Annotated in this window: 22 protein-coding genes and 1 pseudogene; 12 read left to right on the top strand and 11 right to left on the bottom strand. The window is 66.0% G+C overall.

Translation table 11 applies throughout. The features are described 5' to 3' along the window. Positions 1-30: 30 nt before the first annotated feature. The 4 genes from AC25M7_RS03765 (at position 31) to AC25M7_RS03780 (ending at position 6,893) form a co-directional block, all read left to right on the top strand. Entirely contained in the window at positions 31-3,159 is a 3,129-nt protein-coding gene (locus AC25M7_RS03765; protein WP_486970743.1) for a dermonecrotic toxin domain-containing protein, read from the top strand. Positions 3,160-3,256: 97 nt separating this feature from the next. Then, the gene (locus AC25M7_RS03770) at positions 3,257-4,876 is read left to right on the top strand and encodes an NADP-dependent glyceraldehyde-3-phosphate dehydrogenase (RefSeq protein ID WP_028689461.1); all 1,620 of its coding nucleotides are present in this window, start codon (positions 3,257-3,259) and stop codon (positions 4,874-4,876) included. A gap of 268 nt (positions 4,877-5,144) precedes the next feature. Then, positions 5,145-5,612: a VOC family protein gene (locus AC25M7_RS03775; protein ID WP_088852071.1), complete on the top strand. Its 468-nt coding sequence runs from the start codon at positions 5,145-5,147 to the stop codon at positions 5,610-5,612. A gap of 87 nt (positions 5,613-5,699) precedes the next feature. After that, positions 5,700-6,893, top strand: coding sequence for a hypothetical protein (locus tag AC25M7_RS03780; RefSeq protein WP_486970744.1), 1,194 nt, complete (start codon positions 5,700-5,702; stop codon positions 6,891-6,893). Positions 6,894-6,963: 70 nt separating this feature from the next. On the opposite strand, the gene yiaY is transcribed toward AC25M7_RS03780, so the two are convergent. Together yiaY and ilvA are read right to left on the bottom strand one after the other, a co-directional pair. Next, positions 6,964-8,112: an L-threonine dehydrogenase gene (gene yiaY / locus AC25M7_RS03785; protein ID WP_288521992.1), complete on the bottom strand. Its 1,149-nt coding sequence runs from the start codon at positions 8,110-8,112 to the stop codon at positions 6,964-6,966. Between the two features lie 77 nt (positions 8,113-8,189). Beyond that, complete coding sequence (gene ilvA / locus AC25M7_RS03790; RefSeq protein WP_486970745.1) at positions 8,190-9,752, bottom strand: threonine ammonia-lyase, biosynthetic; 1,563 nt, start codon at positions 9,750-9,752, stop codon at positions 8,190-8,192. A 351-nt stretch (positions 9,753-10,103) separates the two neighbouring features. Between ilvA and AC25M7_RS03795 the strand changes: the two genes are divergently transcribed. Beyond that, a complete protein-coding gene (locus AC25M7_RS03795; RefSeq protein ID WP_028689456.1) occupies positions 10,104-11,105 on the top strand; it encodes a FecR family protein in 1,002 nt (333 codons plus the stop codon). 55 nt (positions 11,106-11,160) lie between these two features. Here AC25M7_RS03795 and AC25M7_RS03800 read toward each other — a convergent pair whose 3' ends face one another. Then, positions 11,161-12,480, bottom strand: a complete 1,320-nt coding sequence (locus AC25M7_RS03800) for a Na+/H+ antiporter family protein (RefSeq protein ID WP_241411074.1) — start codon at positions 12,478-12,480, stop codon at positions 11,161-11,163. A gap of 586 nt (positions 12,481-13,066) precedes the next feature. Between AC25M7_RS03800 and AC25M7_RS03805 the strand changes: the two are divergent. The 7 genes and pseudogenes from AC25M7_RS03805 to AC25M7_RS03835 form a co-directional block, all read left to right on the top strand. Then, positions 13,067-14,032: pseudogene (locus tag AC25M7_RS03805) on the top strand (methyl-accepting chemotaxis protein); the annotation flags it as partial. Between the two features lie 102 nt (positions 14,033-14,134). Continuing rightward, positions 14,135-14,890, top strand: coding sequence for a methyl-accepting chemotaxis protein (locus AC25M7_RS03810; protein ID WP_371041468.1), 756 nt, complete (start codon positions 14,135-14,137; stop codon positions 14,888-14,890). A 159-nt stretch (positions 14,891-15,049) separates the two neighbouring features. After that, on the top strand, positions 15,050-16,066 hold the full coding sequence (locus AC25M7_RS03815) for an ABC transporter substrate-binding protein (protein ID WP_062364229.1): 1,017 nt from the start codon (positions 15,050-15,052) through the stop codon (positions 16,064-16,066). Continuing rightward, on the top strand, positions 16,063-16,911 hold the full coding sequence (locus AC25M7_RS03820) for an ABC transporter permease (RefSeq protein ID WP_486970746.1): 849 nt from the start codon (positions 16,063-16,065) through the stop codon (positions 16,909-16,911). The genes AC25M7_RS03815 and AC25M7_RS03820 overlap by 4 nt, the downstream gene beginning before the upstream one ends. A 55-nt stretch (positions 16,912-16,966) precedes the next feature. Next, entirely contained in the window at positions 16,967-17,830 is an 864-nt protein-coding gene (locus tag AC25M7_RS03825; protein ID WP_062364478.1) for a LysR family transcriptional regulator, read from the top strand. 128 nt (positions 17,831-17,958) lie between these two features. Continuing rightward, positions 17,959-18,876: an AEC family transporter gene (locus AC25M7_RS03830; protein WP_028689450.1), complete on the top strand. Its 918-nt coding sequence runs from the start codon at positions 17,959-17,961 to the stop codon at positions 18,874-18,876. Positions 18,877-18,923: 47 nt separating this feature from the next. Further along, positions 18,924-19,535, top strand: coding sequence for a cell wall hydrolase (locus AC25M7_RS03835; RefSeq protein WP_486970747.1), 612 nt, complete (start codon positions 18,924-18,926; stop codon positions 19,533-19,535). A 15-nt stretch (positions 19,536-19,550) separates the two neighbouring features. Here the strand turns inward: AC25M7_RS03835 and AC25M7_RS03840 are convergent, their stop codons facing one another. The 8 genes from AC25M7_RS03840 to AC25M7_RS03875 all read right to left on the bottom strand — a co-directional run bounded on the left by AC25M7_RS03840 (position 19,551) and on the right by AC25M7_RS03875 (position 24,677). Beyond that, on the bottom strand, positions 19,551-19,793 hold the full coding sequence (locus AC25M7_RS03840) for a hypothetical protein (protein ID WP_069017704.1): 243 nt from the start codon (positions 19,791-19,793) through the stop codon (positions 19,551-19,553). A 165-nt stretch (positions 19,794-19,958) separates the two neighbouring features. Beyond that, positions 19,959-20,600 (bottom strand): urease accessory protein UreG, encoded by a 642-nt coding sequence (gene ureG / locus AC25M7_RS03845; protein ID WP_207851318.1) that lies wholly within the window; start codon positions 20,598-20,600, stop codon positions 19,959-19,961. A gap of 11 nt (positions 20,601-20,611) precedes the next feature. Beyond that, on the bottom strand, positions 20,612-21,286 hold the full coding sequence (locus tag AC25M7_RS03850; protein ID WP_062573827.1) for an urease accessory protein UreF: 675 nt from the start codon (positions 21,284-21,286) through the stop codon (positions 20,612-20,614). Beyond that, the gene (locus AC25M7_RS03855; protein WP_247284452.1) at positions 21,286-21,831 is read right to left on the bottom strand and encodes a HupE/UreJ family protein; all 546 of its coding nucleotides are present in this window, start codon (positions 21,829-21,831) and stop codon (positions 21,286-21,288) included. The genes AC25M7_RS03850 and AC25M7_RS03855 overlap by 1 nt, the downstream gene beginning before the upstream one ends. Positions 21,832-21,850: 19 nt before the next feature. Further along, on the bottom strand, positions 21,851-22,336 hold the full coding sequence (gene ureE, locus AC25M7_RS03860; protein ID WP_062573825.1) for an urease accessory protein UreE: 486 nt from the start codon (positions 22,334-22,336) through the stop codon (positions 21,851-21,853). A 10-nt stretch (positions 22,337-22,346) separates the two neighbouring features. Continuing rightward, a complete protein-coding gene (gene ureC, locus AC25M7_RS03865; RefSeq protein WP_486970748.1) occupies positions 22,347-24,050 on the bottom strand; it encodes an urease subunit alpha in 1,704 nt (567 codons plus the stop codon). Next, positions 24,047-24,364 (bottom strand): urease subunit beta, encoded by a 318-nt coding sequence (locus tag AC25M7_RS03870; RefSeq protein WP_028689443.1) that lies wholly within the window; start codon positions 24,362-24,364, stop codon positions 24,047-24,049. The genes ureC and AC25M7_RS03870 overlap by 4 nt, the downstream gene beginning before the upstream one ends. Positions 24,365-24,374: 10 nt before the next feature. Beyond that, entirely contained in the window at positions 24,375-24,677 is a 303-nt protein-coding gene (locus AC25M7_RS03875) for an urease subunit gamma (protein ID WP_038706005.1), read from the bottom strand. Positions 24,678-24,686 lie beyond the last annotated feature (9 nt).

The following is a 24,686-nucleotide window of genomic DNA, read 5'->3' on the forward strand; positions in this document are numbered from 1 at the left end:
CTCTGATGTGCGCTTTGCAAGGAGCCACAGATGACAGCGAATATCCCCCACTCACACCATGCCCTTGTGCAACGCCAGCTGCCCGTCTGGGTCCGGGAGGCCAGCGCAGGGCACTGGCAGCAACTGAGCGACGCCATCCTGCCGGCGCAGGGCCTGCCCGGCGCCGAGGCGGCCTGGTTCGCCAATGCCGCGCCGCACCTGCGCGAAGCGGTCCAGACCAGCCAGGTACGCCTGATGCGGGCGCAACGCGCGATGGCACGGCACCTGCGCGGTTTAAAGAACATCAACGAATTCGCCGAGCCCCTGCTCACCGAACGCTTGCGCACGCAACACGGACTCAGTGCGCCACTGCGTAGTACATCACTGGTCTGGGTGAAGCACCTCTACAGCTTCCAGGTCTACCTCACCCACCACGAACACCGCAGCCTGCTCGAAGCCGCCTTGCACAATTTCAGCGACACCGTGACCTTCAGCCGCGACAGCGCCCTCGCCCTGGACAGCGACTGGCATGTCAGCCAGACCGTGATCACGGGCAAGACGACCCTGGGCGACAGCGAGACCGAAGTCGACATCGACCTGCCTTCGGAGCAGATCCGCATCAAGCCCCTGGCACTGACACCCGAAGTGTTCGCCAGAACCTGTCGCGATTTGGACCTCGGGCAGGCTTACCAGGATCACCTCGATACCGCCTTCGCCGCGTCCGGCGTGCGCCCGGCGGCGCTGCGCGTTCACCAGGACAGCCTGCGTCTGGCGGCTGACCTGGCGCGAGTCCGCAACCGCCTCAGTGGTGCGGGATGGGATACGCTGCAGACCTTGCCGGAAAATGGCGAAGCATTGCCCTGCAGCCAACTGAGCCTGTTCGGCATCACCCTGCACGAGGCGACCCTGATCGATACCGGTACTTCAGGCATCGTGTTGTACCTGCCGGGACAGACAGACAGCCTGCGCGCCTTCGACAACCTCGAAGCGCTGCATAGCCAGTTGCGCAGCGACTTGCAGCAGGAGCCGTTTCGCCAGGGTTTCATGGTTTATGTGCCAAGCGAGCAGCAGGGCCAGTTCGCCAGCCGCCTGCGCCAGAATGCCGGTGGCGACCTGCATTTGCGCCCCCTGCCCATCGCCGCAGACCTGTTCGACTTCCTCCACGACGACCACGTGGCACGCCTGAAGCACGAAGCCCGGCAACTGGCCGTGCCTACCGCGCAGGCCGACGAACAGGCGCTCAAGACGCGCAAGGCCCTCTGGGCCAGCGCCGGTCTCGACATGCTGATGATTGCCGGCATGTTCGTCCCCGCCTTGGGCACGGTCATGACCGCGGTGATTGCCTACCAACTGCTCGATGAAGCCTACGAAGGTTATGAGTCCTGGCAGGTCGGTGACCGCGCGCAGGCCATGGCCCACCTCAGGTCGGTAGGCCTGAACCTGGCGCTGATCGGCGGGCTGCATCTGGCCGGCAAGGCCATGTCACGCCTCGCCAGCAGTTCACTGATGGAAAGCCTCGAACCCGTCACCCTCGAAGACGGCAGCCAGCGCCTGCGGCGCGTCGATCAGCGTGACGAGAGCATCCTGAAGAACGCCCTGAAGGGGCTGTATCTCCCCGAGCAAGCCAGCCTGCTGAGCGAGCGCCTGATCATCAACGCGATGCCACAGCTGCCTGGTTGGCCGGAGCAACTGCGCCTGGAACTGCGGGCCGCGTCCCCCCAAGGCCCGCTGTTGCTTGTCGCCGGTGGCCAGGACACCAGTCGTGTCTGTACCGTGCTCAAGTCAGCCGAGGGCTACGAAGCCTACCTTGGCGAACGACCAGCCCCTCTACAACAAGACCACGATCTCTGCCGTGCGGTCGTGCAGGCGCTGTCTCCCAACGACCGTGCAGCCCTGGGTCTGACGAGCACCAATGGCGATGGGTTGCGCCAACAGATCAACGACCTGGCCCGCTCGGACCCTGCCATGGTCCGACGTCTACTGACAGACTCGGCGCCAGGTTGGGGCAACCGCGGCCAGTTGCGCGGCGGCATGGACGAGCCTGCGCCACCCGCTCGGCGTATCGATGTCGGCACGTTCTGGCGCCGCTACCGAGCGCTCTACCCCGAGTCCGCCGATTTCCAGGTCAACGAGCAACTGAGTCAATGGTTCGAGGCTGGCCTGGATCCCATGCAGCAACTCACCGAACTGGAGCAGCAACTGCTGGCGTTCCGTGCCCGGGTACGTGCCTGGGCAGGTGAGAGTCCGCTGCGCCAGGCTGCCGCGCGCAGGCTGATGAGCAACTGGCAACGGATATCGGAATACTCACAGGAAGAAGGCCAGCTCATCCACATGATCAACCTGGCCGACCTGGGCCTGACCAACGATGACCTCGCCTCGCTGGCGCTGCCTGACCGCTTCACCCATATCCAGCGGATCGACCTGGCCGCGAACCCCGCCTTGAGCGAACTGCCCGCAGAGTTCCTCGAACGGTTTCCCCAGTTGCAACGCCTGCACCTGACAAACTGCGGCTTCGAGCAGATCCCTGCGGTCGCCATGCCACACACATTGGAATGGCTTGATATGCAAGGCAACAGCATCCTCTGGAACGACGCCAACCAGGTTGCTCTGGATCGCCTCGACAATCTTCGCCTGCTGGACCTGTCGCACAATCCACTGGCCCGCAGTCCTGACCTGAGCCGGCAGAATGCGCTGGACATGCTCAACCTCAACAGTTGCGAGCTCACCGACTGGCCCCCCGGCATCCGTAGCGATGACGATTGGCGCCCCGTCGTGTTCGATCTACGGGACAACCGCTTTACCCAGTTGCCGGACAACCTGCAATTGTCTCGGATCGCGGCCCAGGCGCTGTGGCTGGAGAGCGCCGAACTCAGCGAACGCGTCACCCAGCAGATCCAATCCTACTACGAGCGAAATAACATCGATCTGCTGGTGGCCGACGCCGATTATGAAGAGATGCTGGCAGACACCGATGTCGACGACTGGACTATCTGGAACGATCTGCCCCTGCAGTATCGTCGTGAACTGCGTGGACTGCAGGACTTGCCGGACTACACTCAGCCGCGGCTGTGGCGGCGCCTGCGCACGTTCGCCGACCCGCGGGCCATGGATTATGGCTTGTCGATCGGCGCGATGAGGCTGCTGGACGACGAGGTGTTCCCGCCGCCTTTCGAGGAATGACCGCCAGCGGCTGCGCCAGGCTGGCAATTTTCAGCCGGTCGGCGCATGCTCGCAAGCTGAAGCGTTTCATCATCCGGATTTGAGAGGTGCAGTACCCATGGACCGTCTGCTCGATTCGCTGTTTCCCGCCCCCGAGGACATCCCCGAAGCCTGGCGCCTGGGCGCGCCGCTGGAGCAACGCGACTACCTGGTGGGTGGCGAGCTGCGCCGCTGGGACGGCCCGCTGGCCACCGTGCGCAGTCCGGTATGGCTCAAGGAAGGCGACAGCAAACGCCAGGTGATCCTCGGCAGCGCCCCGCTGCTGGATGCCGACACCGCGCTCACCGCCCTCGACGCAGCTGTGGCCGCCTACGACAAGGGCCGCGGCGCCTGGCCGAACATGCGCGTGGCCGAGCGCATTCAGCATGTCGAAGCCTTCCTGGCGCGCATGCGCGAGCAGCGCGCGGCGGTGGTCAAGCTGCTGATGTGGGAGATCGGCAAGAACCTCAAGGACTCGGAAAAGGAGTTCGACCGCACCTGCGACTACATCGTCGACACCATCGACGCGCTCAAGGACCTCGACCGCCGCTCCAGCCGCTTCGAGCTCGAACAGGGCACCCTGGGGCAGATCCGCCGGGCGCCGCTGGGCGTGGCGCTGTGCATGGGCCCGTACAACTACCCGCTCAACGAGACCTTCACCACGCTGATCCCGGCGCTGATCATGGGCAACACCGTGGTGTTCAAGCCGGCCAAGTTCGGCGTGCTGCTGATCCGTCCGTTGCTCGAGGCCTTCCGCGACAGCTTCCCGCCGGGGGTGATCAACGTCATCTACGGGCGCGGCCGCGAAACCGTCAGCGCGTTGATGGCCAGCGGCAAGGTCGACGTGTTCGCCTTCATCGGCACCCACAAGGCCGCCAGCGACCTGAAGAAACTCCACCCGCGCCCGCACCGCCTGCGCGCGGCCCTGGGCCTGGACGCCAAGAACCCCGGCATCGTCCTGCCCCAGGTCGACCTGGACAACGCCGTCGAGGAGGCCGTTACTGGCGCCCTGTCGTTCAACGGCCAGCGCTGCACGGCGTTGAAGATCCTCTTCGTGCACGAGGACGTGGTCGATGCCTTCCTCGACAAGTTCCAGCGCAAGCTCGCCGCACTCAAACCGGGCATGCCCTGGGAGCCGGGCGTTGCACTGACGCCGCTGCCGGAACCGGGCAAGGTCGACTACCTCGACGGCCTGGTGGCGGACGCCACCGCCAAGGGCGCGCGAGTGCTCAACGAAGGCGGCGGGCAGAGTCGAGGTTCGTTCTTCTACCCCGCCCTGCTCTACCCGGTCAGCCAGGACATGCGTGTCTACCACGAGGAACAGTTCGGCCCGGTGGTGCCGGTGGTGCCCTACCGCGACCTGCAGACGGTGATCGACTACGTGCTCGACTCCGACTACGGCCAGCAACTGAGCCTGTTCGGCAACGACCCCGAGACCGTCGGCGCCCTGGTCGACACCTTCGCCAACCAGGTCGGCCGGATCAACCTCAACGCCCAGTGCCAGCGCGGGCCGGACACCTATCCGTTCAACGGCCGCAAGAACAGCGCCGAGGGGACCTTGTCGGTGCATGATGCGCTGCGGGTGTTTTCCATCCGTACCCTGGTGGCGACCAAGTTCCAGGAAGCGAACAAGGAGCTGATCAGCGAGATCATCCGTAACCGGCAGTCGAGCTTCCTGACGACTGATTACATTTTCTAAAGCTTCACGCACTTCCCCTGTAGGAGCGGCCTTGTGTCGCGAAAGGGCTGCGTAGCAGCCCCGGCGATTGATGCATCAACATCAAATCCTGGGGCCGCTACGCGCCCCTTTCGCGACACAAGGCCGCTCCTACACCGACCGCATCAGCCACAAAACAGGTTTTTTATAGACAATCGATATAACTCGACTGTCGATTTTCCATCCGCCTAGACGACTCTAATCACCAGGCTGTTGCAAACAACAACCCACGTGAAAGGAGCTTACGCAAATGGCAGTCAAACCCATCCCCGAAGGCCAGCACAGCATCACCCCCTACCTCGGCATCAGGGAGGCCGCCAAGGCCATCGAATTCTACAAGCAGGCCTTCGGCGCCATCGAGATGTTCCGCCTCGAAGGCCCTGACGGCAGCGTCGGCCATGCCGAGCTTAAAATCGGTGACTCGTCACTGATGCTCGGCTCACCCTGTGACATGGAGGGCGGCCTCAAGCCCAGCGAGGACATCAAGGTCCCAGGGGTTGGCCTGCACCTGTATGTCGAGGACTGCGACAATGTCTATGCCCAGGCCCTGCGTGCTGGCGCGACGCCAGTGCGCGCAGTGCAGGACCAGTTCTATGGCGACCGCAGCGGCACCCTGATGGATCCGTTCAACAACCTGTGGTTCGTCTCTACCCACAAGGAAGACCTCACCCCCGAGGAAATTCGCGCCCGCGCCGCCAAACTGTTCAGCGGCCAGTGAGCGGCGGGCCCCAGGCCGCAAGCTTCAAGTTGAAAGCCATCGCGCTTTGCTGGAAGCTTGAGGCTTGTAGCTTGGAGCTGCCTCTCAATGCGTATCATCGAAAAATCTGGCGCGCAGGTGCGCAGCCTGACCCTGGCCGAAGAGGAACTGTTGGCCAGTTTTGCCACCGGCACCCTGGCCGGCCCCAGCCTGCTGCAGGCCAACCAGTGGCTGATGAAGGTGCGCAGCGCCAACCAGTGGCTGGCCTGCGATTGCCGCCAGGATGCCCTGCCGGTGCTCAACGTGTCGCTGAACGGCAACACCGGCACCCTGTTCCTGCGCAACAATCCCGATACCGCCGAACATACCCCGGGCTGCCCGTTCAGCAAGGACGAGCGCGAGACCGGCGCAAGCGCCGAGGACAACACGCCTCCCGCGGCCTGGCTGGCACCGGATGCGCCGCTGCGGCTGCTTGGCGACTACCGCCGTGCCAGTGATGGCGAAACGACCGCCGGACCACGCGACCCCGGCGAGCGCCGCGAGCAGCAGCGGCTGCTGTCGTTGCTGCTGACCTGGATCGAGGCCAGCGGCCTGAACGTCTACGCCACCCACCTGAAGAAGGATCTCACCGCCCAGTTCGCCGAGCTGCGCGGCGTCGCCAGCCGCTATCCGCTGCTGGAGCGGGTGCCGGCCAGCAACTACCTGGAAACACGTCTGGACATGAAGCACATGATGATGCTCAAGGCGCGCCTGCGCGAGGCCACGGTGTTCGGCAACCATCGCCGCCATGGCCTGCTGCTCGACTGCGTCGACCAGATCAAGGGCCGCAAGCTGTTCAACAACCGCAGCGAGGACGGCTTCGACTTCCAAGGTCATCACCATTACTGGGGCGGTAACCGCGCCTCAGGCCCCTTGCTGGCCCTGGCGCTGTACTCGCCGGCCACCGCCGGCAGCCATTTCTACGAGCTGATCCATGTGGCCAGCGTGCCGGTGCTTTCGCGCGCGCACCTGTTCCCGGTGTACCGCGACGAAGAGCGCGAGCCGCTCAAGGCGCTGGTGTCGCTGATCGACTGGATGGCGAGCAAAGGGGTGAAGGTACTGATGCGCCGCCCGGTGATCGGCGGCCAGGTGATGGACGAGCTTGTGCTGACCTCGGACCAGGACCGGGTGCTGTCGGTGTCGTTGCTGGAGCAACCGATCGGGCCGGAGCCGGATGCCGAGAACTTCAAGCGCTACGCCGACTTCAAGAGCCTGGAGACCTTCCGCAAGTACGTGGCCGGGTTCTTCATGCGCGAACGCTGAGCAAGCCCCATGAGGGTCGTTTTTCGCGACCCTCGTGGAAACGGGCTTGCCCCGCGATGACGCGACCGGACTAGAACGCGGCCTTGAAGATCGACTCGATCTCCACCTGGCTGGCCACCCGCGGATTGGTCAGCCCGCAGGCATCCTTCAACGCATTGGCCGCCAGCACCGGCACATCCTCGACCTTGGCCCCCAGCTCCGCCAGCCCGGCCGGTATGCCGATGGCCGCCGCCAGGTGCTCGATGGCCGAGATCGCCGCCCCGGCGCCCTGCTCCGCGTCCAGCCCGCAGACCTTCACCCCCATGGCCTTGGCCACGTCACGCAGGCGCGCGGCGCTGACCTTGGCGTTGAAGCGTTGCACATGGGGCAGCAGCACCGCGTTGCACACGCCATGGGGCAGGTCATAGAAGCCACCCAGCTGGTGCGCCATGGCGTGCACGTAGCCCAGCGACGCGTTGTTGAAGGCCATGCCTGCCAGGAACTGGGCATAAGCCATGTTCTCCCGCGCCACCAGGTCGCCGCCGTCGGCAACCGCCTGGCGCAGGTTGTCGCTGATCAGGCTCACGGCCTTGAGCGCGCAGGCGTCGGTGATCGGCGTGGCGGCGGTGGAGACATAGGCCTCGATGGCGTGGGTCAGCGCGTCCATGCCGGTGGCGGCGGTGAGGCCCTTGGGCATGCCGACCATCAGCGCCGGGTCGTTGACCGACAGGATCGGAGTGACGTTGCGATCGACGATGGCCATTTTCACGTGGCGCGCCTCGTCGGTGATGATACAGAAACGGGTCATCTCGCTGGCGGTGCCCGCCGTGGTATTGATAGCGATCAGCGGCAGCTGCGGCTTGGCCGAGCGATCCACACCTTCGTAATCGCTGATATGCCCACCGTTGGTGGCGCACAGGGCGATGCCCTTGGCGCAGTCATGGGGCGACCCGCCCCCCAGCGAGATCACGCAGTCACAGCCCTCGCGACGCAGCATCGCCAGACCCGCCTCGACGTTGGCGATGCTCGGGTTGGGCTTGGCGCCGTCGAACACCCGCGAATCGATGTCGCGCATGGCCAGCATCCCGGCGATGCGCTCGGCGACGCCGGCCTTGGCCAGCCCGGCATCGGTGACGATCAACGCCTTGCGCAGGCCGTAGCCGGCGATCGCGGTCATCGCCTCCTCCAGGCAGTCGATGCCCATGATGTTCACGGCGGGAATGAAGAACGTGCTGCTCATGGCCGGATCCTCTCAAGCTGACGGTAGGCTTTGAGCATCCGCCGAATTGGGCGTGGGCGAGTTGATCCAGGGCAAACCTACCCCATGAACAGCCGATACGCCGGGTTCTCCGTCTCGTCCCAGTACTGATAGCCCATCTCGTCCAGCGCCAGCGGCAGCCCGGCCAGCTCGTCGTCCGGCACCTCCAACCCAGCGAACACCCGTGCCTGCGCCGCGCCGTGGTTGCGGTAGTGGAACAGGCTGATGTTCCAGCGCTTGCCCAGGCGTTCGAGAAAGCCCAGCAGCGCCCCAGGACGCTCGGGGAACTCGAAGCGCAGCACCCGCTCGCCGGCGCCCGGCGCCGCATGGCCGCCAACGGTGTGGCGCACGTGCAGCTTGGCCAGTTCGTTGTCGGTCAGATCGAGCACCTGGTAGCCCTGCTCGTGCAGGCTGGTTAGCAGTTGCTCCCGTGGGTCGTGCAGGGGGTGGGTCTGCACACCGACGAACAAGCGCGCCTCCTTGCCCGGGTAGTAGCGGTAGTTGAACTCGGTGATCTGGCGCTTGCCCAGGGCCAGGCAGAAGGCGCGGAAGCTGCCGGGGCGCTCGGGGATGGTCACGGCGATGATCGCCTCGCGCTGCTCGCCCAGCTCGGCGCGCTCGGCCACATGGCGCAGGCGGTCGAAGTTGACGTTGGCACCGGAGTCGATGGCCACCAGGGCCTGGCCCTGCAGGCCCTCGCGGGCCACGTAGCGTTTGATGCCGGCCAAGGCCAGGGCGCCGGAGGGTTCGGTGATCGAGCGGGTGTCGTCATAGATGTCCTTAATCGCCGCGCACAGTTCGTCGCTGCTGACCGTCACCACCTCGTCGACGAAGTGGCGGCACAGCTCGAAGCAGTGCGCGCCGATCTGCGCCACCGCCACGCCGTCGGCGAAAGTGCCGACCTGCGGCAGGATCACCCGCTCGCCGGCGGCCATGGCGGCCTGCAGGCAGTTGGAGTCCTCCGGCTCGACGCCGATCACCTTGACCTCGGGGCGCAGGTACTTGACGTAGGCGGCGATGCCAGCGATCAGGCCGCCGCCGCCGACCGGGACGAAGATCGCATGCAGCGGGCCGGGGTGCTGGCGAAGGATCTCCATGGCCACGGTGCCCTGCCCGGCGATGACGTCAGGATCGTCGAACGGCGGCACGAAAGTCGCGCCGTCGCGATCGGCCAGTTGCAGGGCATGGGCCAGGGCGTGGGGGAAGCTTTCGCCGTGCAGCACCACATGGCCACCCCGTGAACGCACGCCTTCGACCTTGAGCGAGGGGGTGGTGGTGGGCATGACGATGGTGGTCTTGATGCCCAGGTGTGCACCGGCCAGGGCCACGCCCTGGGCATGATTGCCGGCCGACGCGGTGATGACGCCGCGCTCGCGCTGGGCGCAAGTCAGGCGCGACAGCCGGGTGTAGGCGCCGCGGATCTTGAATGAGAACGTCGGTTGCAGGTCTTCGCGCTTGAGCAGGACCTGGTTGCCCAGGCTGGCCGACAGGGCCGGCGCCGCTTGCAAGGGGGTTTCGATGGCCAGGTCGTACACCGGGGCCGAAAGAATCCGGCGTACTTGCTCGGACAGCAGTTGCTGGGGCGTTGCCGGGGTACGCAGGGTGGCGCTTAAGCTGGTCATCGATGACTCCTGGTTTTTTGTAGTGCCCAGGAGTCAGAGAGAAGAAACCCGCCTCCAGGGCGGGTTCAGTGCATGTGTGCGCTAGCCCGCCAAACTGATAATGGCGGTAATAATGCTGAGGGCACGACGCTGCGGGAATAGGTTCATGGGGTGGGAAACTAGCGTGTGGCGTGAGAAGAAGTCAAGGCTTGGTGTTACCTCCCTTGTCTTCCCACGCAGCCCCCTGCCCTGTTGTAGATGAAACACAACCGCAGATACGACGAAAAACTACACAATTGATAGTCATTCGCCATTAACTCGTTCTCGGAAGCACCCGCCCGGGGGTAGAATGCCGCAAAACCGGGAGCCGCGATGAACCAGGACCGCCACATTCCAAGCGAAGAAGATGCCATCACCGATGCCGCCGCGCATTGGTGCATGCGCCTGCACGCCGACGACTGCACGGCGGCCGAGCGCGAGGCATTCGGCCAATGGCTGGCGAGCGACCCGCGGCATGCCGAGGAATACCAGGCAATGCTGGAAATCTGGGACACCGCCGACCTGCTGCCGCGCAGCGCCCAGGTGATCCCGCTAGCCACCCGGCCAGCGGCGCCGACGCGCCACTGGCGGCCGTTCGCCTCCGCCGCAGCCATCGCCCTGCTCGCCCTGCCCCTGGCAGGCTGGGTCGGCTGGGAGCAGGGCTGGCTGCCCAACGGCTACCAGCACTTCGAAGCCACCGACCATCTGCGCCAGGTGCGTCTGAGCGACGGCAGCAGCGTCGAGCTGAACCTCCACAGCGAACTGCGTTTCCTCAACTACAAGGACGAGCGCAAGGTCACTCTGGTCAAGGGCGAGGCGTTCTTCAAGGTTACCCACGACAGCAGTCACCCGTTCATCGTCCACGCCGCCAACGGCCAGACCCGTGTCACCGGGACCCAGTTCAACGTGTGGAAGTACGAGGACCAGGTCAAGGTGACGCTGGTGGAAGGCTCGGTGCTGGTCAGCGCCAGCGGCAACGCCGGCGGCTATCGCCTTGGCCCGGGCATGCAGGCCAGCTACCACAAGGGTGACTTCGAACCCGAGCTGAACCAGAGCGACGACTACGGCAACAGCCTGGCCTGGCGCAGCGGCAAGCTGGTGCTGGACAACCTCAGCCTCGGCCAGGCGCTGCCGGTGATCAATCGCTACCTGGACAAGCCGCTCATGCTGGCCGACGACAGCACCGCCAGCATCCGCATCAGCGGCGTCTACAGTACCCGCGAGGTCGCCCGCCTCGTCGACACCCTGCCCAAGGTGCTGCCGGTGTACCTGACCCGCAGCAAGGACGGCAGCACCGTCCTCAACCGCATCGTCCCTGCGCCGACCCGCGGCTGAAACCCCGATCTGGGGCCGCAGGGCGGCCCCCGGTGATATCAGGACAAGTCGCCGATCACAACGTCATCGCCGCCAACCAGCCAAACGCCAGCAACGGCAGGTTGTAGTGGATGAACGTCGGCACCACGGTATCCCAGATGTGGTGGTGCTGCCCGTCCACGTTCAGCCCCGAAGTCGGCCCCAGGGTCGAGTCCGACGCCGGCGAGCCGGCATCGCCCAGCGCGCCTGCGGTACCGACGATGCACACCGTGGCCAGCGGATCGAAGCCCAGTTGCACGCACAGCGGCACGAAGATCGCCGCCAGGATCGGCACGGTGGAGAATGAAGAGCCGATGCCCATGGTCACCAGCAACCCCACCAGCAGCATCAGCAGCGCACCGACACCTTTGCTGTGATCGATCCACCGGGCCGAGGCCTCCACCAGGCTCTTCACTTCACCGGTGGCCTTCATCACTTCGGCAAAGCCGGACGCGGCGATCATGATGAAGCCGATCATCGCCATCATCTTCATGCCTTCGGTGAACAGGCTGTCGGTGTCCTTCCAACGCACGATGCCCGACAACGAGAAGATCAGGAAGCCGACCATCGCGCCGATGATCATCGAGTCCAGCCAAAGCTGGATGATGAACGCGGCACCGATCGCCACCCCAGCCACCAGCAGGGTCACTGGGTTGTACTGCACACTGACTTGCTCGACCTGCTCGATGCGTTCTAGGTCGTAGTCACGTTTCTTGCGGTAGCTGAAGCACACTGCCAGCAACAGGCCGGCGAGCATGCCCGCCGCCGGGATGGCCATGGCGTGGGTCACGTTGACGCCGCTGACATCCACCCCGGCGCGGCTGACATTGGCCAGCAGGATCTCGTTGAGGAAGATGTTGCCGAAGCCCACCGGCAGGAACATGTACGGGGTGATCAGGCCGAAGGTGATCACGCAGGCGATCAGCCGGCGGTCGATGCGCAGGCGCGTCAGCACATACAGCAGCGGCGGCACCAGCAAGGGAATGAAGGCAATGTGGATCGGCAGGATGTTCTGCGACGACACCGCCACCACCAGCATCAGGCCGACCAGCAGCCACTTGACCTTGCCACCGTCGGCATGCCCTTGGCGATCGATCATCGCCAGAGCCCGGTCGGCCAGGGCGTGGGCCAGTCCGGACTTGGCGATGGCCACCGCGAAGGCTCCAAGCAAGGCATAGGACAAGGCCACCGTGGCACCGCCACCCAGGCCACCGTTGAAGGCCTTGAGCGTGCCCTCGATACCCAGTCCACCGACCAGGCCTCCGGCCAGGGCGCCAATGATCAGCGCGATGACCACATGCACGCGGGACAGGCTCAGGATCAGCATGAGCCCGACCGCGGCAATCACTGCATTCATGGTGTGCGAACCTCGTTACGACAGACAAAAAGCGGGCATTCCGGCGACAGACTGCACACGGGCAGTGGCCGGACCAGGGGATGTTGTTATGGAGGGCGCACACTCTGAAGCACAGGCCGGCAGAAGTCAAAAGCGTCTGCGCCGCAACATCGCGTAGGAAATAGACGAAAGTCGCAGGGTTTAATTGAACGTTTGAATAAAGAAAATTCCGAACAGGCCGACACAGTCGGCAGCATCAAACCTATTACAAGGGATTTTCCCCATGCCTTTGCTGCGACAACTCTCCATCCAATGGAAGATCACCCTGCTGGCGGGCCTGTGCCTGGCGGCCATCGTCACCCTGCTCGTCGGCCTTTCGCTGTACCGCATGGATCACAGTTCGGACCTGGTGAAAGCCAGCAGCATGCGCATGCTCTCCGACTCGGCCCAGTCGCGAATCGAGTCCCAGGGCGAGGTCCAGGCCCTGAACATCCGCCGCCAGTTCATGGACGCCTACCAGTACGGCGCCGGCTTTGCCCGCCAGGTACTGTTCCTGCGCGAACAGGCGGAGAAACGCTTCCTCGACGCCTACGACCTGCGCCAGGACATGACCGCCCAGGTGCGTGCCGCGCTGCAGGCCAACCCCGACCTGCTCGGCCTGTCGCTGGTGTTCGAGCCGGGCGCGCTGGATGGCAAGGACAAGCTGTTCACCGGTCAGAGCGAGCTGGGCAGCAACGAGACCGGGCGCTTCGCCCTGTACTGGTCGCAGCCACGGGTCGGCCAGCTGACCTCAATGGCCCTGCCCGAGCACGACATGGCCAACACCGAGATCGGCCCCAGCGGCCAGCCGGCCAACACCTGGTGGGTGTGCCCGCGCAGCACCGGCACGGTATGCGTGGTCGAGCCGTACTTCTATGACATCGACGGCCAGCGCGTGCTGATGACCAGCATCGTGTTCCCGCTCAAGGCGGGCGACAAGGTTATCGCCACCCTGTCCATCGACATCAACCTCAACAGCCTCCAGGCCCTGAGCCAGACCGCCAGCCGCAGTCTCTACGAAGGCCAGACCACGGTCGGCATCCTCAGCCCCGTGGGCCTGCTGGCCGGCTACAGCGCCGATGCCGGCAAGCTGGCCCAGCGCTTCGACCAGGTCGACCGGACCCAGGGCGCGGAACTGGTTCGAAAACTCGCCGACGGCAAGCTGCAGATTCTCCACGACCAGCAGCGCCTGAAGGTGCTGGCCGCCTTCGAGCCGATCCCCGGCGGCAAGCCCTGGGGCGTGCTGCTGGATGTGCCGGAAAGTGCCCTGACCGGCCCGGCCGAGGCCCTCAAGGTTGAACTCGACGCCCTCAACACCAGCGGCACCCTGCTCGAACTGGGCCTGGGCCTGGCCGCCGCCATCGCCGGCCTGCTGCTGGTTTGGCTGATGGCCCGCGGCGTGACCAAACCGATCCTCGGCGTGGCCGCCATGCTCAAGGACATCGCCAGCGGCGAAGGCGACCTGACCCGCCGCCTGCAGTACGACAAGCAGGACGAGCTGGGCGAGCTGGCCGGCTGGTTCAACCGTTTCCTCGACAAGCTGCAGCCGACCATCGCCGAGGTGAAACGTTCGGTGCAGGCCGCCCGCGGCACCGCCGACCAGTCGGCGGCAATCGCCGCCGAGACCAGCGCCGGCATGGAGCAGCAGTACCGCCAGGTCGACCAGGTGGCCACCGCTTCCCACGAGATGAGCGCCACCGCCCAGGACGTCGCCCGCAGCGCGGCCCAGGCTGCCCAGGCCGCGCGCGAGGCCGACCAGGCAACCCGCGAAGGGCTGGCGGTGATCGACCGCACCACCACCAGCATCGACACTCTGGCCGCCGACATGAGCGGCGCCATGGCCCAGGTCGAGGGGCTGGCGCGCAATAGCGAGAAGATCGGTTCGGTGCTCGAGGTAATTCGTTCGATCGCCGAGCAGACCAACCTGCTGGCGCTCAACGCCGCCATTGAGGCCGCCCGCGCCGGTGAAGCCGGCCGTGGCTTCGCCGTGGTCGCCGATGAAGTGCGCAACCTGGCCCGTCGCACCCAGGAGTCGGTGGAGGAAACCCGCCAGGTGATCGAGGCCCTGCAGGCTGGCACCCAGGAAGTGGTCGGCGCCATGGACAGCAGCCACCGCCAGGCCCAGGGCGGTGTCGAGCAGGTCGGCCAGGCCGTCACCGCGCTGCAGCGCATCGGCCAGGCAGTGACCGTGATCACCGACATGAACCTGCAGATCGCCAGCGCCGCCGAGGAGCAGAGCGCGGTGGCCGAGGAGATCAACAGCAACGTCGCCACCATCCGTGACGTGACCGAGTCGCTGAGCGGCCAGGCCAACGAATCGGCGCGGGTCAGCCAGTCGCTCAACAGCCTGGCCAACCAGCAGCAGGGGCTGATGGATCAGTTCCGCGTTTGAGTCCACCCCGCCGGGGCTGCTACCAGCCCCGATTTCCCAGGCTGGCGCGTTCCCCTGTGGGAGCGGCCTTGCGTCGCGAAAGGGCTGCGAAGCAGCCCCGGCAACCTCGTCGTCTACACTTCTGCCGGAACCCAAGGACCGGCAACCGACGAGGCCCCGATGAAGAAAGTCCCCACCCTGCTGGCCGGCCTGCTGCTGGCCATCGGCCTGGCCAGCACCGACAGCGCCGCATCAGCCGAACAACCCGCCCCTATCCACTTCGGCGCCATCGGCTGGGAAAGCGGCGCCCTGACCACCGAGATCCTGCGCCTGATCGTCGAACGTGGCTACGGCTACTCCACCGACACCCTGCCCGGCAGCACCGTGAGCATGGAAGTGGCCCTGGCACGCAACGACCTGCAAGTGATCGCCGAGGAATGGGCCGGGCGCAGCCCGGCCTGGGTCAAGGCCGAGCAGGCCGGCCAGGTGTTCGCCCTGGGCGACACGGTGAAGAACGCGGAGGAAGGCTGGTGGGTACCGGCCTACGTCATCAAGGGCGACCCGGCCCGCAAACTCAAGCCCTTGGCTCCGGACCTGCGCAGCGTCGACGACCTCAAGCGCTACCCCCAGGTATTCGACGACCCCGAGGCGCCCGGCAAGGGCCGCTTCCTCAATAGCCCCAGCGGCTGGACTTCCGAGACCGTCAACAGCCAGAAGCTCAAGGCCTATGGCCTGGACGGGCTGTACAACAACTTCCGCAGCGGCACCGGCGCGGCCCTCGACGCCGAAATCGCCGCCAAGATCAAGCTCGGCAAGCCTGTGTTGTTCTACTACTGGAGCCCTACTCCACTGATGGGCCGCTACGACCTGGTACGCCTCGAAGAACCCCCGTTCGATGCAACCGCCTGGGCCACCCTCACCGATGCCGCCAACCCCAGCCCCAAAGGCAGCCGTTCGCTGCCGGCCAAGCTCTCGATCGGGGTGTCAAAGGCGTTTCGTGACGCCCACCCGGAACTGGTCGCCGTGTTCGAGAAAGTCGACCTGCCCATCGACACTCTGAACAAGGCCCTCGCCGACATGAGCGAAACCCGACAGAAACCCCGCGACGCGGCGATCGCCTTCCTACGTGCAAACCCTGCGGTTTGGAAGGCCTGGCTGCCCGCCGAAAACGCCGCCAAGGTCGAGGCCGGCCTGTGAGCGGCGGCTTCCCCGAAGCCCTGCAATTCTCCTTCGCCGGCTGGGTCAACCGCCTGGTCGACTGGCTGGTGCTGCACTATGGCGATCACCTGCGCGGCATCTCCGATCAACTGCTGCAACTGCTGGTGGGCCTGGAAAACCTGCTCCGGCTGCTGCCTTGGTGGCTGCTGTTGCTGCTGGTCGGGCTGCTGGCCTGGCACGCCAGCCGCAGCCTGGCACGGGCAGTGGTGCTGCCGCTGCTGCTGGCGCTGATCGGCATGCTCGGGCTGTGGGACAAGCTGCTACAGACCCTCGCCCTGGTGCTGGTGAGTACCGGCCTGTGTATGCTGGTTGGCGTGCCGCTGGGCATCCTGCTGGCCACCCGCCCCCTGGCCCGGCGCCTGATCCTGCCGGTGCTCGACGTGATGCAGACGTTGCCGGCCTTCGTCTACCTGATTCCAGTGCTGATGCTGTTCGGCCTGGGCAAGGTGCCTGCGGTGTTCGCCACCCTCATCTACGCCCTGCCGCCGCTGGTGCGCCTGACCGACCTGGGCCTGGCGCAGATCGACCCGTCACTGCTGCAGGCCGCTCACGGCCTGGGCGCCAGCCGCTGGCAGCGCTTGCGACGCATCGCCCTACCGCTGGCCTTGCCGAGCATCATGGCCGGGCTCAACCAGTCGGTGATGATGGCCTTGTCGATGGTAGTGGTGGCCTCGATGATCGGCGCCCGCGGGCTGGGCGAGGATGTGCTGGCGGGGATCCAGACCCTGAACGTCGGCCAGGGCGTCGAAGCGGGCCTGGCGATCGTCGCCCTGGCGATGGTCATCGACCGCATCAGCCAGGCCTATGGTCGCCCCGGGCGCTGAGGCCCACATTCGCGTATCGTACCCGAGCCCTGCCAGCATCCGGAGCCTGCCACACGTGTCCCTCAAAGCCCTGCGCACCCTGGTCACCATCGCCCGCCATGGTACCTTCGCCCGCGCCGCCGACCTGCTGAGCCTGACCCCTTCAGCGGTGAGCCTGCACATCAAGACCCTGGAAGACGAGCTGCAGGTCGCCCTGTTCGACCGCAGCCGCCGGCAAGTCGTGCTGACCGAGGCCGGGCAACTGGCGGTAGCGCGCGCAGAAGGCATCCTGGCTGCCTACGACGAGCTGGCCGATACCCTGGCCAGTGGCCCGAGCCTGCGCGGGCGCCTGCGCATCGGCGCGATCCACACGGTGCTTGCCCGGCGCCTGCCCAGAGCGCTGGTGTGGATCAAGGCCCACCATCCCGAGCTGCATGTCAGCGTGGTCTCGGGCATGTCGGCGGAGCTCGCCCGCCGGGTCGAGGATGGCGAACTGGACGCGGCCATCACTACCGAGCCCGTCAGTCCGTACCCGCAGAGCCTGCAGTACACGCCGCTGTTCGAGGACCGCTTCTGGGCCATCGCCAGCCCTGACCTGGCCGGTCAGAGCCTGCCGACACTGCTCGCCAACCAGCCGTTCCTGCGCTTCGACAAGCGCGCCTGGGCCGGTCGGCAGATCGAACAGGAACTGCGCCGCCAGCGCCTGCAGGTCAACGAGCAGATGGAACTGGACAGCCAGGAGGCCCTGGCGCGGATGGCAGCCATGGGCTTGGGTGTGGCGGTCATTCCCATGAGCGACGATGACCTCGAACGATTGCCGGCCGCCACCGTGTTGCCCTTCGGCGAGCCACAGCTGACCCGGCGCATGGTGCTGTTGGAACACGAGAAGAGTCAGCGCCGGCATTTAAGCGCCGTACTCAAGACTGCGCTCGAGGCATGACTCCCAAGGGCTGCGAAGCAGCCCCAGATCCATGCAGTTTTCCTCAACAGTTGCTAAAGAAAACAGCGTTTTTTCTGCTTACTCGACTCCGTTAGTCTGTGGCCGTACCCGACCATGGACCCGCGCCCATGCTCCCTCTGCTGCTCACCACCCTTGTCCCGATCATCCTGCTCATCGCCCTGGGCACCTGGCTGCGGCTGCGTGGCTTTCTCGCCGAAACCTTCTGGCCCGGTGCCGAGCGCCTGAGCTACTACGTGCTGCTGCCGTCGCTGTTCCTCCACGGCCTGGCCACCGCCAACCTCGACGGCGTGCCGGTGCTGGGCATGGTCGGCGTGCTGATGCTCTCGACGCTGCTCGGCGCCCTGCTGCTGGTGCTCTACCAGGGCGCGGCCAGTCATGACGGCGCCGACTTCACTTCGGTGTTCCAGGGTGGCGTGCGCTTCAACAACTATATTGGCGCGACCCTGGCCGCCGGAATCTACGGCACGGCCGGCATCGCCCTGGCGGCGGTGGCCAACGCCGCCATCGTGCCACTGGTCAACCTGCTCTGCGTGCTGGTCTTCGCCCGCTTCAGCGCACGCCACAGTTCACCCGCCACCGTGCTCAAGGCGATCTTCGCCAATCCGCTGATCATCGGCTGCGCCGCTGGGCTGCTGCTACGGCTGACCGGCCTGGGCCTGCCGGCCGGTCTGGAACCCACGGTCAAGGCCCTGGGCCAGGCGGCGCTGCCCCTGGGCCTGTTGTGCGTCGGCGCGGCGCTGGGCGGGGCGCGCCTGGGCCAGCAGGTCAAACCGCTGGTGGCCGCGTCGCTGTTCAAATTCCTGGTCATGCCGCTGACCACCTGGTGCCTGTGCCGGGTGCTCGGGCTGGGCGGCCAGGCCGCGGTGGTAGCCGTGCTGTTCCAGGCGCTGCCCACCGCCTCGTCGTCCTACGTGATGGCGCGGCAAATGGGCGGTAACGCGCCGCTGATGGCCACCATCATCGCCCTGCAAACCGTCGTCGCCGCCGCAACCCTGCCGCTGATGCTGACTTTGACGTTGAGTTGATGCGATACAGCTAGACTGTGGACAGCCCACCTCGCGGAAACTCGATCATGCGCCTATCGTGGATGCTGTTCGGCCTGTCCCTGACCCTGCTTACAGGCCCCCTCTCTGCCGCCGACAGCCAGAAGGCCGCGGTCGCCGAAGACAAGGCACAGGCGCTGGAAGAAAAGGTGGTCGAGGATGCGCCACCGCCGAAAAAGCAGGAAACCCTTACCCCCGGTGAAGTCCAGGCCGTCGACCCAGCCGGCCAGGCGCCGATGGACGACAGCATCACCTGCCTGGCGCGCACCATCTACTGGGAGGCCAAGGGCGCCGACACCAAGGACATGAGCGCGGTGGCCAGCGTGGTGCTCAACCGCCTGGGCCACGAGGGCTTTCCCGACAGCATCTGTGGGGTGGTCAAGCAGGGCGTCGAGAGCAAGAGCTGCCAGTTTTCCTGGTGGTGCGACGGGCGCCCCGACCAGGTGGAAGAAGCGCAACGTTATGCGGTAGCCAAGGAAATCGCTCGCAAGGCCCTCAACCAGCAGTTGCAGGACCCGACCGGCGGCGCGCTTTATTTCCATGACCGCAATGTGAACCCGGAGTGGGCCAAGGCCTACCGCAAGACCGCCGAGACCACACACTTCCTGTTCTACAAGCCGAACCAGGCGCTGGCTCGGTAGACTCAGAACTTGCGATCAATCGAAATCGAAAGGCGGCTGACAGTTCCCGGCCGGTGTCCGCGCCGTTCCTTGTGGGCATGCCCCACACCCCGTATCGCCAAGGTATGCAGCGGCAAGCTGCAGCCTCTGCTCGGCAGCGTCGTCGCGACTGAACGGCGAATGCGCTTTGGCAACGACAGCGCTTGCCTGCTCATCACCATGCGCAGCCTGGATCAAGCCTGCAGATGCCAAAAACGCTGCCAATACGACCTTTTTCATACGGTGTCCTTTGAGTAAATCCTGATTTCATTTACCGCTGGCGAAATCTTTCCCCTGCAGCCCGACAGACTTTATCTGTCAGCCGGGCCCTACAGCTTTAGGAAAAGCCCACCATGCCGCACGAAATCCACATCAGAGCGGTAGGAAATCAGTTAAGAAAATCGCTCACACCCCATTACTCCTACAACCTCTTTCTCCCAGCATCCCTCGTTCGACGATGAAGTCGATCACCGCTTGCAATCCCTCACCCTTCTTCAGGTTGCTAAACGTCCATGGCCGCTCCGGACGCATGCGCTGGGTATCACGCGCCATCACCTCCAACGAAGCACCGACATAGGGGGCCAGGTCGGTCTTGTTGATCACCAGGAAATCTGACTTGGTGATGCCCGGCCCGCCCTTGCGCGGAATCTTCTCGCCTTCGGCGACGTCGATCACATAAATGGTCAGGTCGGCCAGCTCGGGGCTGAAAGTGGCGCTGAGGTTGTCGCCGCCACTCTCGACGAAGATCACTTCGAGGTTGCCGAACCTGCGCGCCAGTGCCTCGACGGCGGCCAGGTTCATCGAGGCGTCCTCGCGGATGGCGGTGTGCGGACAGCCACCGGTCTCGACGCCGACGATACGCTCGGGTGCCAGGGCCCCGGCCTCGGTGAGGATGCGCTGGTCCTCCTTGGTGTAGATGTCGTTGGTCACCACGGCGATCTGATAGTGGTCGCGCATGGCCTTGCACAGGCACTCGAGCAGCGCGGTCTTGCCGGATCCGACCGGGCCGCCGACACCGACACGCAGGGGTTGCTGGTAGTTTTCCATCTAGGCAGTCCTCAGGAACGGAACAAACGGGTGTATTGGGTTTCGTGACGCGATGAAGCGATGGCCAGCAGCGGCAGACCGCCGCCGAGCTGGTCGTCGTCGAGGGCCAGGGCATGATCGAGCACCGCGGGCAGCTCCTCGCCCAGGTCACGCAGCAAGGTCTGGGCGGCCTGCTGGCCGAACGGCACCAGCTTCACCCCCGCCATCACCGCCCCTTCCAGCCAGGCGAAGCCATGGCCCAGGGCGAGCTGGCGCAGCGGAATCGACCAATGCGCGCCGAGCCAGGCCATGCCGCCCAACTGACTGAGTTCGAGGCTGGCGCGCCAGGCCGGAGCCTGCGCCAGTTGCCAGCCATCGAGCAGGCGTGCCAGGGCGCTGCCGCGCTGGCGCTCTTCAAGGCGCAGTTCGGCAGTCTCGCGGTTGGCCAGCAGGAACAGGCTCCAGTGGGCGAAGGCATCGGCATCGTCTGCCTGGCATGCCCGGTAAAGGCGTGCCAGCAGCGGCCAATCGAGATGGCCGAGGGTGTCGTGCAACTGCTCGCGCTGCCAGGCCGCGAAGCCCTTGGCATCCTTCACCCAGCCGGCTTCCACGGCCCACTCCAGGCCTTGCGAGTAGGTGAAGCCGCCCACGGGCAGGCCGGGGCTGGCCAGCTGCAACAGGCGCAGCAACGCCAGGTCGCTGGTCATCAGCCGGCCAGCACCAGGGCGGCACCGGCCAGCAGGCCGCCGCCAAAGGCTTTCTGCAGGCCGGCATGACGACGCAGCAGGCAGCCGACGCCGAAGCCCACCGCCAGCAGCAGGCCGCTGACCGTGACGAAGCCGGCGCTGAACTGCCAGAACGCGCTGGGTGTGGCTTCCACGCCATGGGCCCAACCGTGGAACAGGGCGAACACCGGCATGATCAGCGACAGCAGCAACTGGCGGCTCGGCAGCAGCATGGCGGCGGAGGCCACCAGCAGCGAGCCGAGGATCATCTGCTCCATACCAACCACGTCGCCGAACAGATGGCCGCACACCGCGCCACCAAACATCGCCGCCAGGGTCGCCAACGGCAGGGCCAGGTTGCGTCGGGTCAGGGCGGCGAGCACGCCGGTACCGAGCAGCATCAGCAGGTGATCGAGGCCGGTCAGCGGGTGCAGCAGGCCGTCCTGCAACGGGTTGGCGTCGTGACCGGGGTGGGCGAAGGCCGGCAGGGCCACCATCAGCAGTACCAGGGCGAAAGTCTTTTTCATTGTGGGCTCCAGGGTGAGGTCAGGAATGGGCTGGCAGGCGTACGAACGGATGGTCATGCCCGTGGGAATGTCCGTGTGGCGCGCTCTGGTAGGCGCCGGCCTCGGGCTCGAACGGCGCCTGCTCGGCGATCACCTCCAGCCCCAGGCCACGCAGCATGTCGTCGAGCACATGGTCGTGCTGGTAACGCAACAGGCCCGGCTCGATCTGCAGCGGCACATGGCGGTTGCCCAGGTGGTAGGCGGCGCGGGCCAGCAGGTGCGGGTCGGCGCAGCGCACCGTGGACACCGCCTCCGGCGCGGCCAGTACCTGGATTACCTGAGTGCCTTCGGCGTCGCTCAGCAGTTCGCCGCCACGCAGCAGATGGCCGCGCTCGAGCATCAATCCGGCCTCGCGGCCATCCTCGAGGGTGACGCGCAGACGGCTCTTGATGCGGCTGTCGACATCGAGGGTGACGGTGCCGGTGATGGCGCCGGCTTGGGTGATGCGACGGGTGAGGACAATCATGTTCGCTCCTTCAGAACAGGAAATAGCGCTGCGCCAGCGGCAGCTCGTGGGCCGGCTCGCACACCAGCAACTCGCCGTCGGCGCGCACCTGGTAGGTCTGGGCATCGACCTCGATCAGCGGTTGCAGGGTGTTGTGGACCATGTCGGCCTTGCGCACCCGCCGACAGCCATGGGCCACGCCGATCAGGCTCTGCAGCTTCAGCTCATGGGGCAGGCCACGGTCCAGGGCGGCCTGGGGCAGAAAGGTCATGCGCGTGGCATGCCGCGCCGCGCCCAGGGCGCCGAACATAGGCCGGTAGTGCACCGGTTGCGGGGTCGGGATCGAGCCGTTGATATCGCCCATCGGCGCCGTGGCGATCATCCCGCCCTTGAGCACCAGCGCCGGCTTGACCGCGAAGAACGCCGGCGCCCACAGCACCAGGTCGGCGAGCTTGCCCACCTCCACCGAACCGACCTCGTGGGCGATGCCATGGGTCAGCGCCGGGTTCAGGGTGTACTTGGCGATGTAGCGCTTGACCCGGAAGTTGTCGCTGTAGGCGCCATCCGGCGCCAGCGGGCCACGGCGCAGCTTCATCTGGTGCGCCACCTGCCAGGTGCGCAGCACCACCTCGCCGACCCGGCCCATGGCCTGGGAGTCGGACGAGGTCATGGCGAAGGCGCCCATGTCGTGGAGGATATCCTCGGCGGCGATGGTCTCGCGGCGGATGCGCGACTCGGCGAAAGACACGTCCTCGGCGATGCTCGGGTCCAGGTGGTGGCAGACCATGAGCATGTCGAGATGCTCGTCCACCGTGTTCACGGTGTAGGGCAGCGTCGGATTGGTCGAGGACGGCAGCACGTTGGCCTGCCCCGCCGCGCGGATGATGTCCGGCGCGTGGCCGCCACCTGCCCCTTCGGTGTGGAAGGTGTGAATGGTGCGCTCGCCGATGGCGGCCAGGGTGTCCTCAATGCAACCCGACTCGTTGAGCGTGTCGGTGTGGATCGCCACCTGGATGTCCATCTCCTCGGCCACGCCCAGGCAGCAGTCGATGGCGGCGGGCGTCGAGCCCCAGTCCTCGTGCAGCTTGAGGCCCACGGCGCCGGCAGCGATCTGCTCGCGCAGGGCCTCGGGGCGCGAGGCGTTGCCCTTGCCCAGCAGGCCGATGTTGATCGGCAGGCAGTCTGCGGCCTGGAGCATGCGCGCCAGGTACCAGGGGCCGGGGGTGCAGGTGGTGGCGTTGGTGCCGGTGGCCGGCCCGGTGCCGCCGCCGATGAAGGTGGTCACGCCGCTGGTCAACGCCTCGTCCACCTGCTGCGGGCAGATGAAGTGGATATGCGAGTCGATGCCGCCTGCGGTGACGATCTTGCCTTCGGCGGCGATCACCTCGGTGCCCGGCCCTACCGGCACCGTCACGCCGGGCTGCACATCAGGGTTGCCGGCCTTGCCAATGGCGGCGATACGGCCGTGCTTGACGCCGATATCGGCCTTGACGATGCCCCAGTGGTCGATGATCAACGCGTTGGTCAGCACCAGGTCCATGGCCTCGGCCGCCAGCATCTGGCCCTGGCCCATGCCGTCGCGGATCACCTTGCCGCCGCCGAACTTGACCTCTTCGCCATAGATCGTGAAGTCCTTCTCCACCTCCACCCACAGCGCGGTGTCGGCCAGGCGCACGCGGTCGCCGACAGTGGGCCCGAACATGTCGGCGTAGGCCCGACGGGAAATACGGCTCATGCCTTGCCCTCCAGCGCGCCCATCACCTTGCCCTGAAAGCCGTACACCTCGCGCTTGCCGGCATAGGCCACCAGTTGCACGGTGCGGGCCTGTCCCGGCTCGAAGCGCACCGCGGTGCCGGCCGCAATATCCAGGCGAAAACCACGGGTCGGCTCGCGCTCGAACACCAGAGCGTCGTTGACTTCGTAGAAATGATAGTGCGAGCCCACCTGCACCGGACGGTCGCCATGGTTGGCCACGCTCACGCTGAGGGTCTGGCGGCCAACGTTGAGTTCGATGTCGCCCTCGGCGACCTGGACTTCTCCGGGGATCATGCCGGCCTCCTCAAACGATGGGTTCATGCACGGTCACCAGCTTGGTGCCGTCGGGGAAGGTCGCCTCGACCTGGACGTCGTGCAGCATCTCCGGCACGCCAGCCATCACCTGCTCGCGCACCAGCACCTCGCGGCCCAGGCTCATCAGCTCGGCCACCGTGCGGCCATCGCGGGCGCCTTCGAGCACGGCGGCGCTGATCAGTGCCACCGCTTCCGGGTAATTGAGTTTCAGGCCACGGGCCAGACGCCGCTCGGCCAGCAAGGCGGCGGTGAACAGCAGCAGTTTGTCTTTCTCTCGCGGGGTCAGCTCCATGGCGGCTCT

Source organism: Pseudomonas sp. P106(2024), assembly GCF_057480815.1.

What these genes read in the sequence shown, in the direction of transcription:
- AC25M7_RS03765 (WP_486970743.1), top strand. Translation starts at nt 31, where the DNA reads ATGACAGCGAATATCCCCCACTCACACCATGCCCTTGTGCAACGCCAG.
- AC25M7_RS03770 (WP_028689461.1), top strand. Translation starts at nt 3,257, where the DNA reads ATGGACCGTCTGCTCGATTCGCTGTTTCCCGCCCCCGAGGACATCCCC.
- AC25M7_RS03775 (WP_088852071.1), top strand. Translation starts at nt 5,145, where the DNA reads ATGGCAGTCAAACCCATCCCCGAAGGCCAGCACAGCATCACCCCCTAC.
- AC25M7_RS03780 (WP_486970744.1), top strand. Translation starts at nt 5,700, where the DNA reads ATGCGTATCATCGAAAAATCTGGCGCGCAGGTGCGCAGCCTGACCCTG.
- yiaY (WP_288521992.1), bottom strand. Translation starts at nt 8,112, where the DNA reads ATGAGCAGCACGTTCTTCATTCCCGCCGTGAACATCATGGGCATCGAC.
- ilvA (WP_486970745.1), bottom strand. Translation starts at nt 9,752, where the DNA reads ATGACCAGCTTAAGCGCCACCCTGCGTACCCCGGCAACGCCCCAGCAA.
- AC25M7_RS03795 (WP_028689456.1), top strand. Translation starts at nt 10,104, where the DNA reads ATGAACCAGGACCGCCACATTCCAAGCGAAGAAGATGCCATCACCGAT.
- AC25M7_RS03800 (WP_241411074.1), bottom strand. Translation starts at nt 12,480, where the DNA reads ATGAATGCAGTGATTGCCGCGGTCGGGCTCATGCTGATCCTGAGCCTG.
- AC25M7_RS03810 (WP_371041468.1), top strand. Translation starts at nt 14,135, where the DNA reads ATGGAGCAGCAGTACCGCCAGGTCGACCAGGTGGCCACCGCTTCCCAC.
- AC25M7_RS03815 (WP_062364229.1), top strand. Translation starts at nt 15,050, where the DNA reads ATGAAGAAAGTCCCCACCCTGCTGGCCGGCCTGCTGCTGGCCATCGGC.
- AC25M7_RS03830 (WP_028689450.1), top strand. Translation starts at nt 17,959, where the DNA reads ATGCTCCCTCTGCTGCTCACCACCCTTGTCCCGATCATCCTGCTCATC.
- AC25M7_RS03835 (WP_486970747.1), top strand. Translation starts at nt 18,924, where the DNA reads ATGCGCCTATCGTGGATGCTGTTCGGCCTGTCCCTGACCCTGCTTACA.
- AC25M7_RS03840 (WP_069017704.1), bottom strand. Translation starts at nt 19,793, where the DNA reads ATGAAAAAGGTCGTATTGGCAGCGTTTTTGGCATCTGCAGGCTTGATC.
- ureG (WP_207851318.1), bottom strand. Translation starts at nt 20,600, where the DNA reads ATGGAAAACTACCAGCAACCCCTGCGTGTCGGTGTCGGCGGCCCGGTC.
- AC25M7_RS03850 (WP_062573827.1), bottom strand. Translation starts at nt 21,286, where the DNA reads ATGACCAGCGACCTGGCGTTGCTGCGCCTGTTGCAGCTGGCCAGCCCC.
- AC25M7_RS03855 (WP_247284452.1), bottom strand. Translation starts at nt 21,831, where the DNA reads ATGAAAAAGACTTTCGCCCTGGTACTGCTGATGGTGGCCCTGCCGGCC.
- ureE (WP_062573825.1), bottom strand. Translation starts at nt 22,336, where the DNA reads ATGATTGTCCTCACCCGTCGCATCACCCAAGCCGGCGCCATCACCGGC.
- ureC (WP_486970748.1), bottom strand. Translation starts at nt 24,050, where the DNA reads ATGAGCCGTATTTCCCGTCGGGCCTACGCCGACATGTTCGGGCCCACT.
- AC25M7_RS03870 (WP_028689443.1), bottom strand. Translation starts at nt 24,364, where the DNA reads ATGATCCCCGGAGAAGTCCAGGTCGCCGAGGGCGACATCGAACTCAAC.
- AC25M7_RS03875 (WP_038706005.1), bottom strand. Translation starts at nt 24,677, where the DNA reads ATGGAGCTGACCCCGCGAGAGAAAGACAAACTGCTGCTGTTCACCGCC.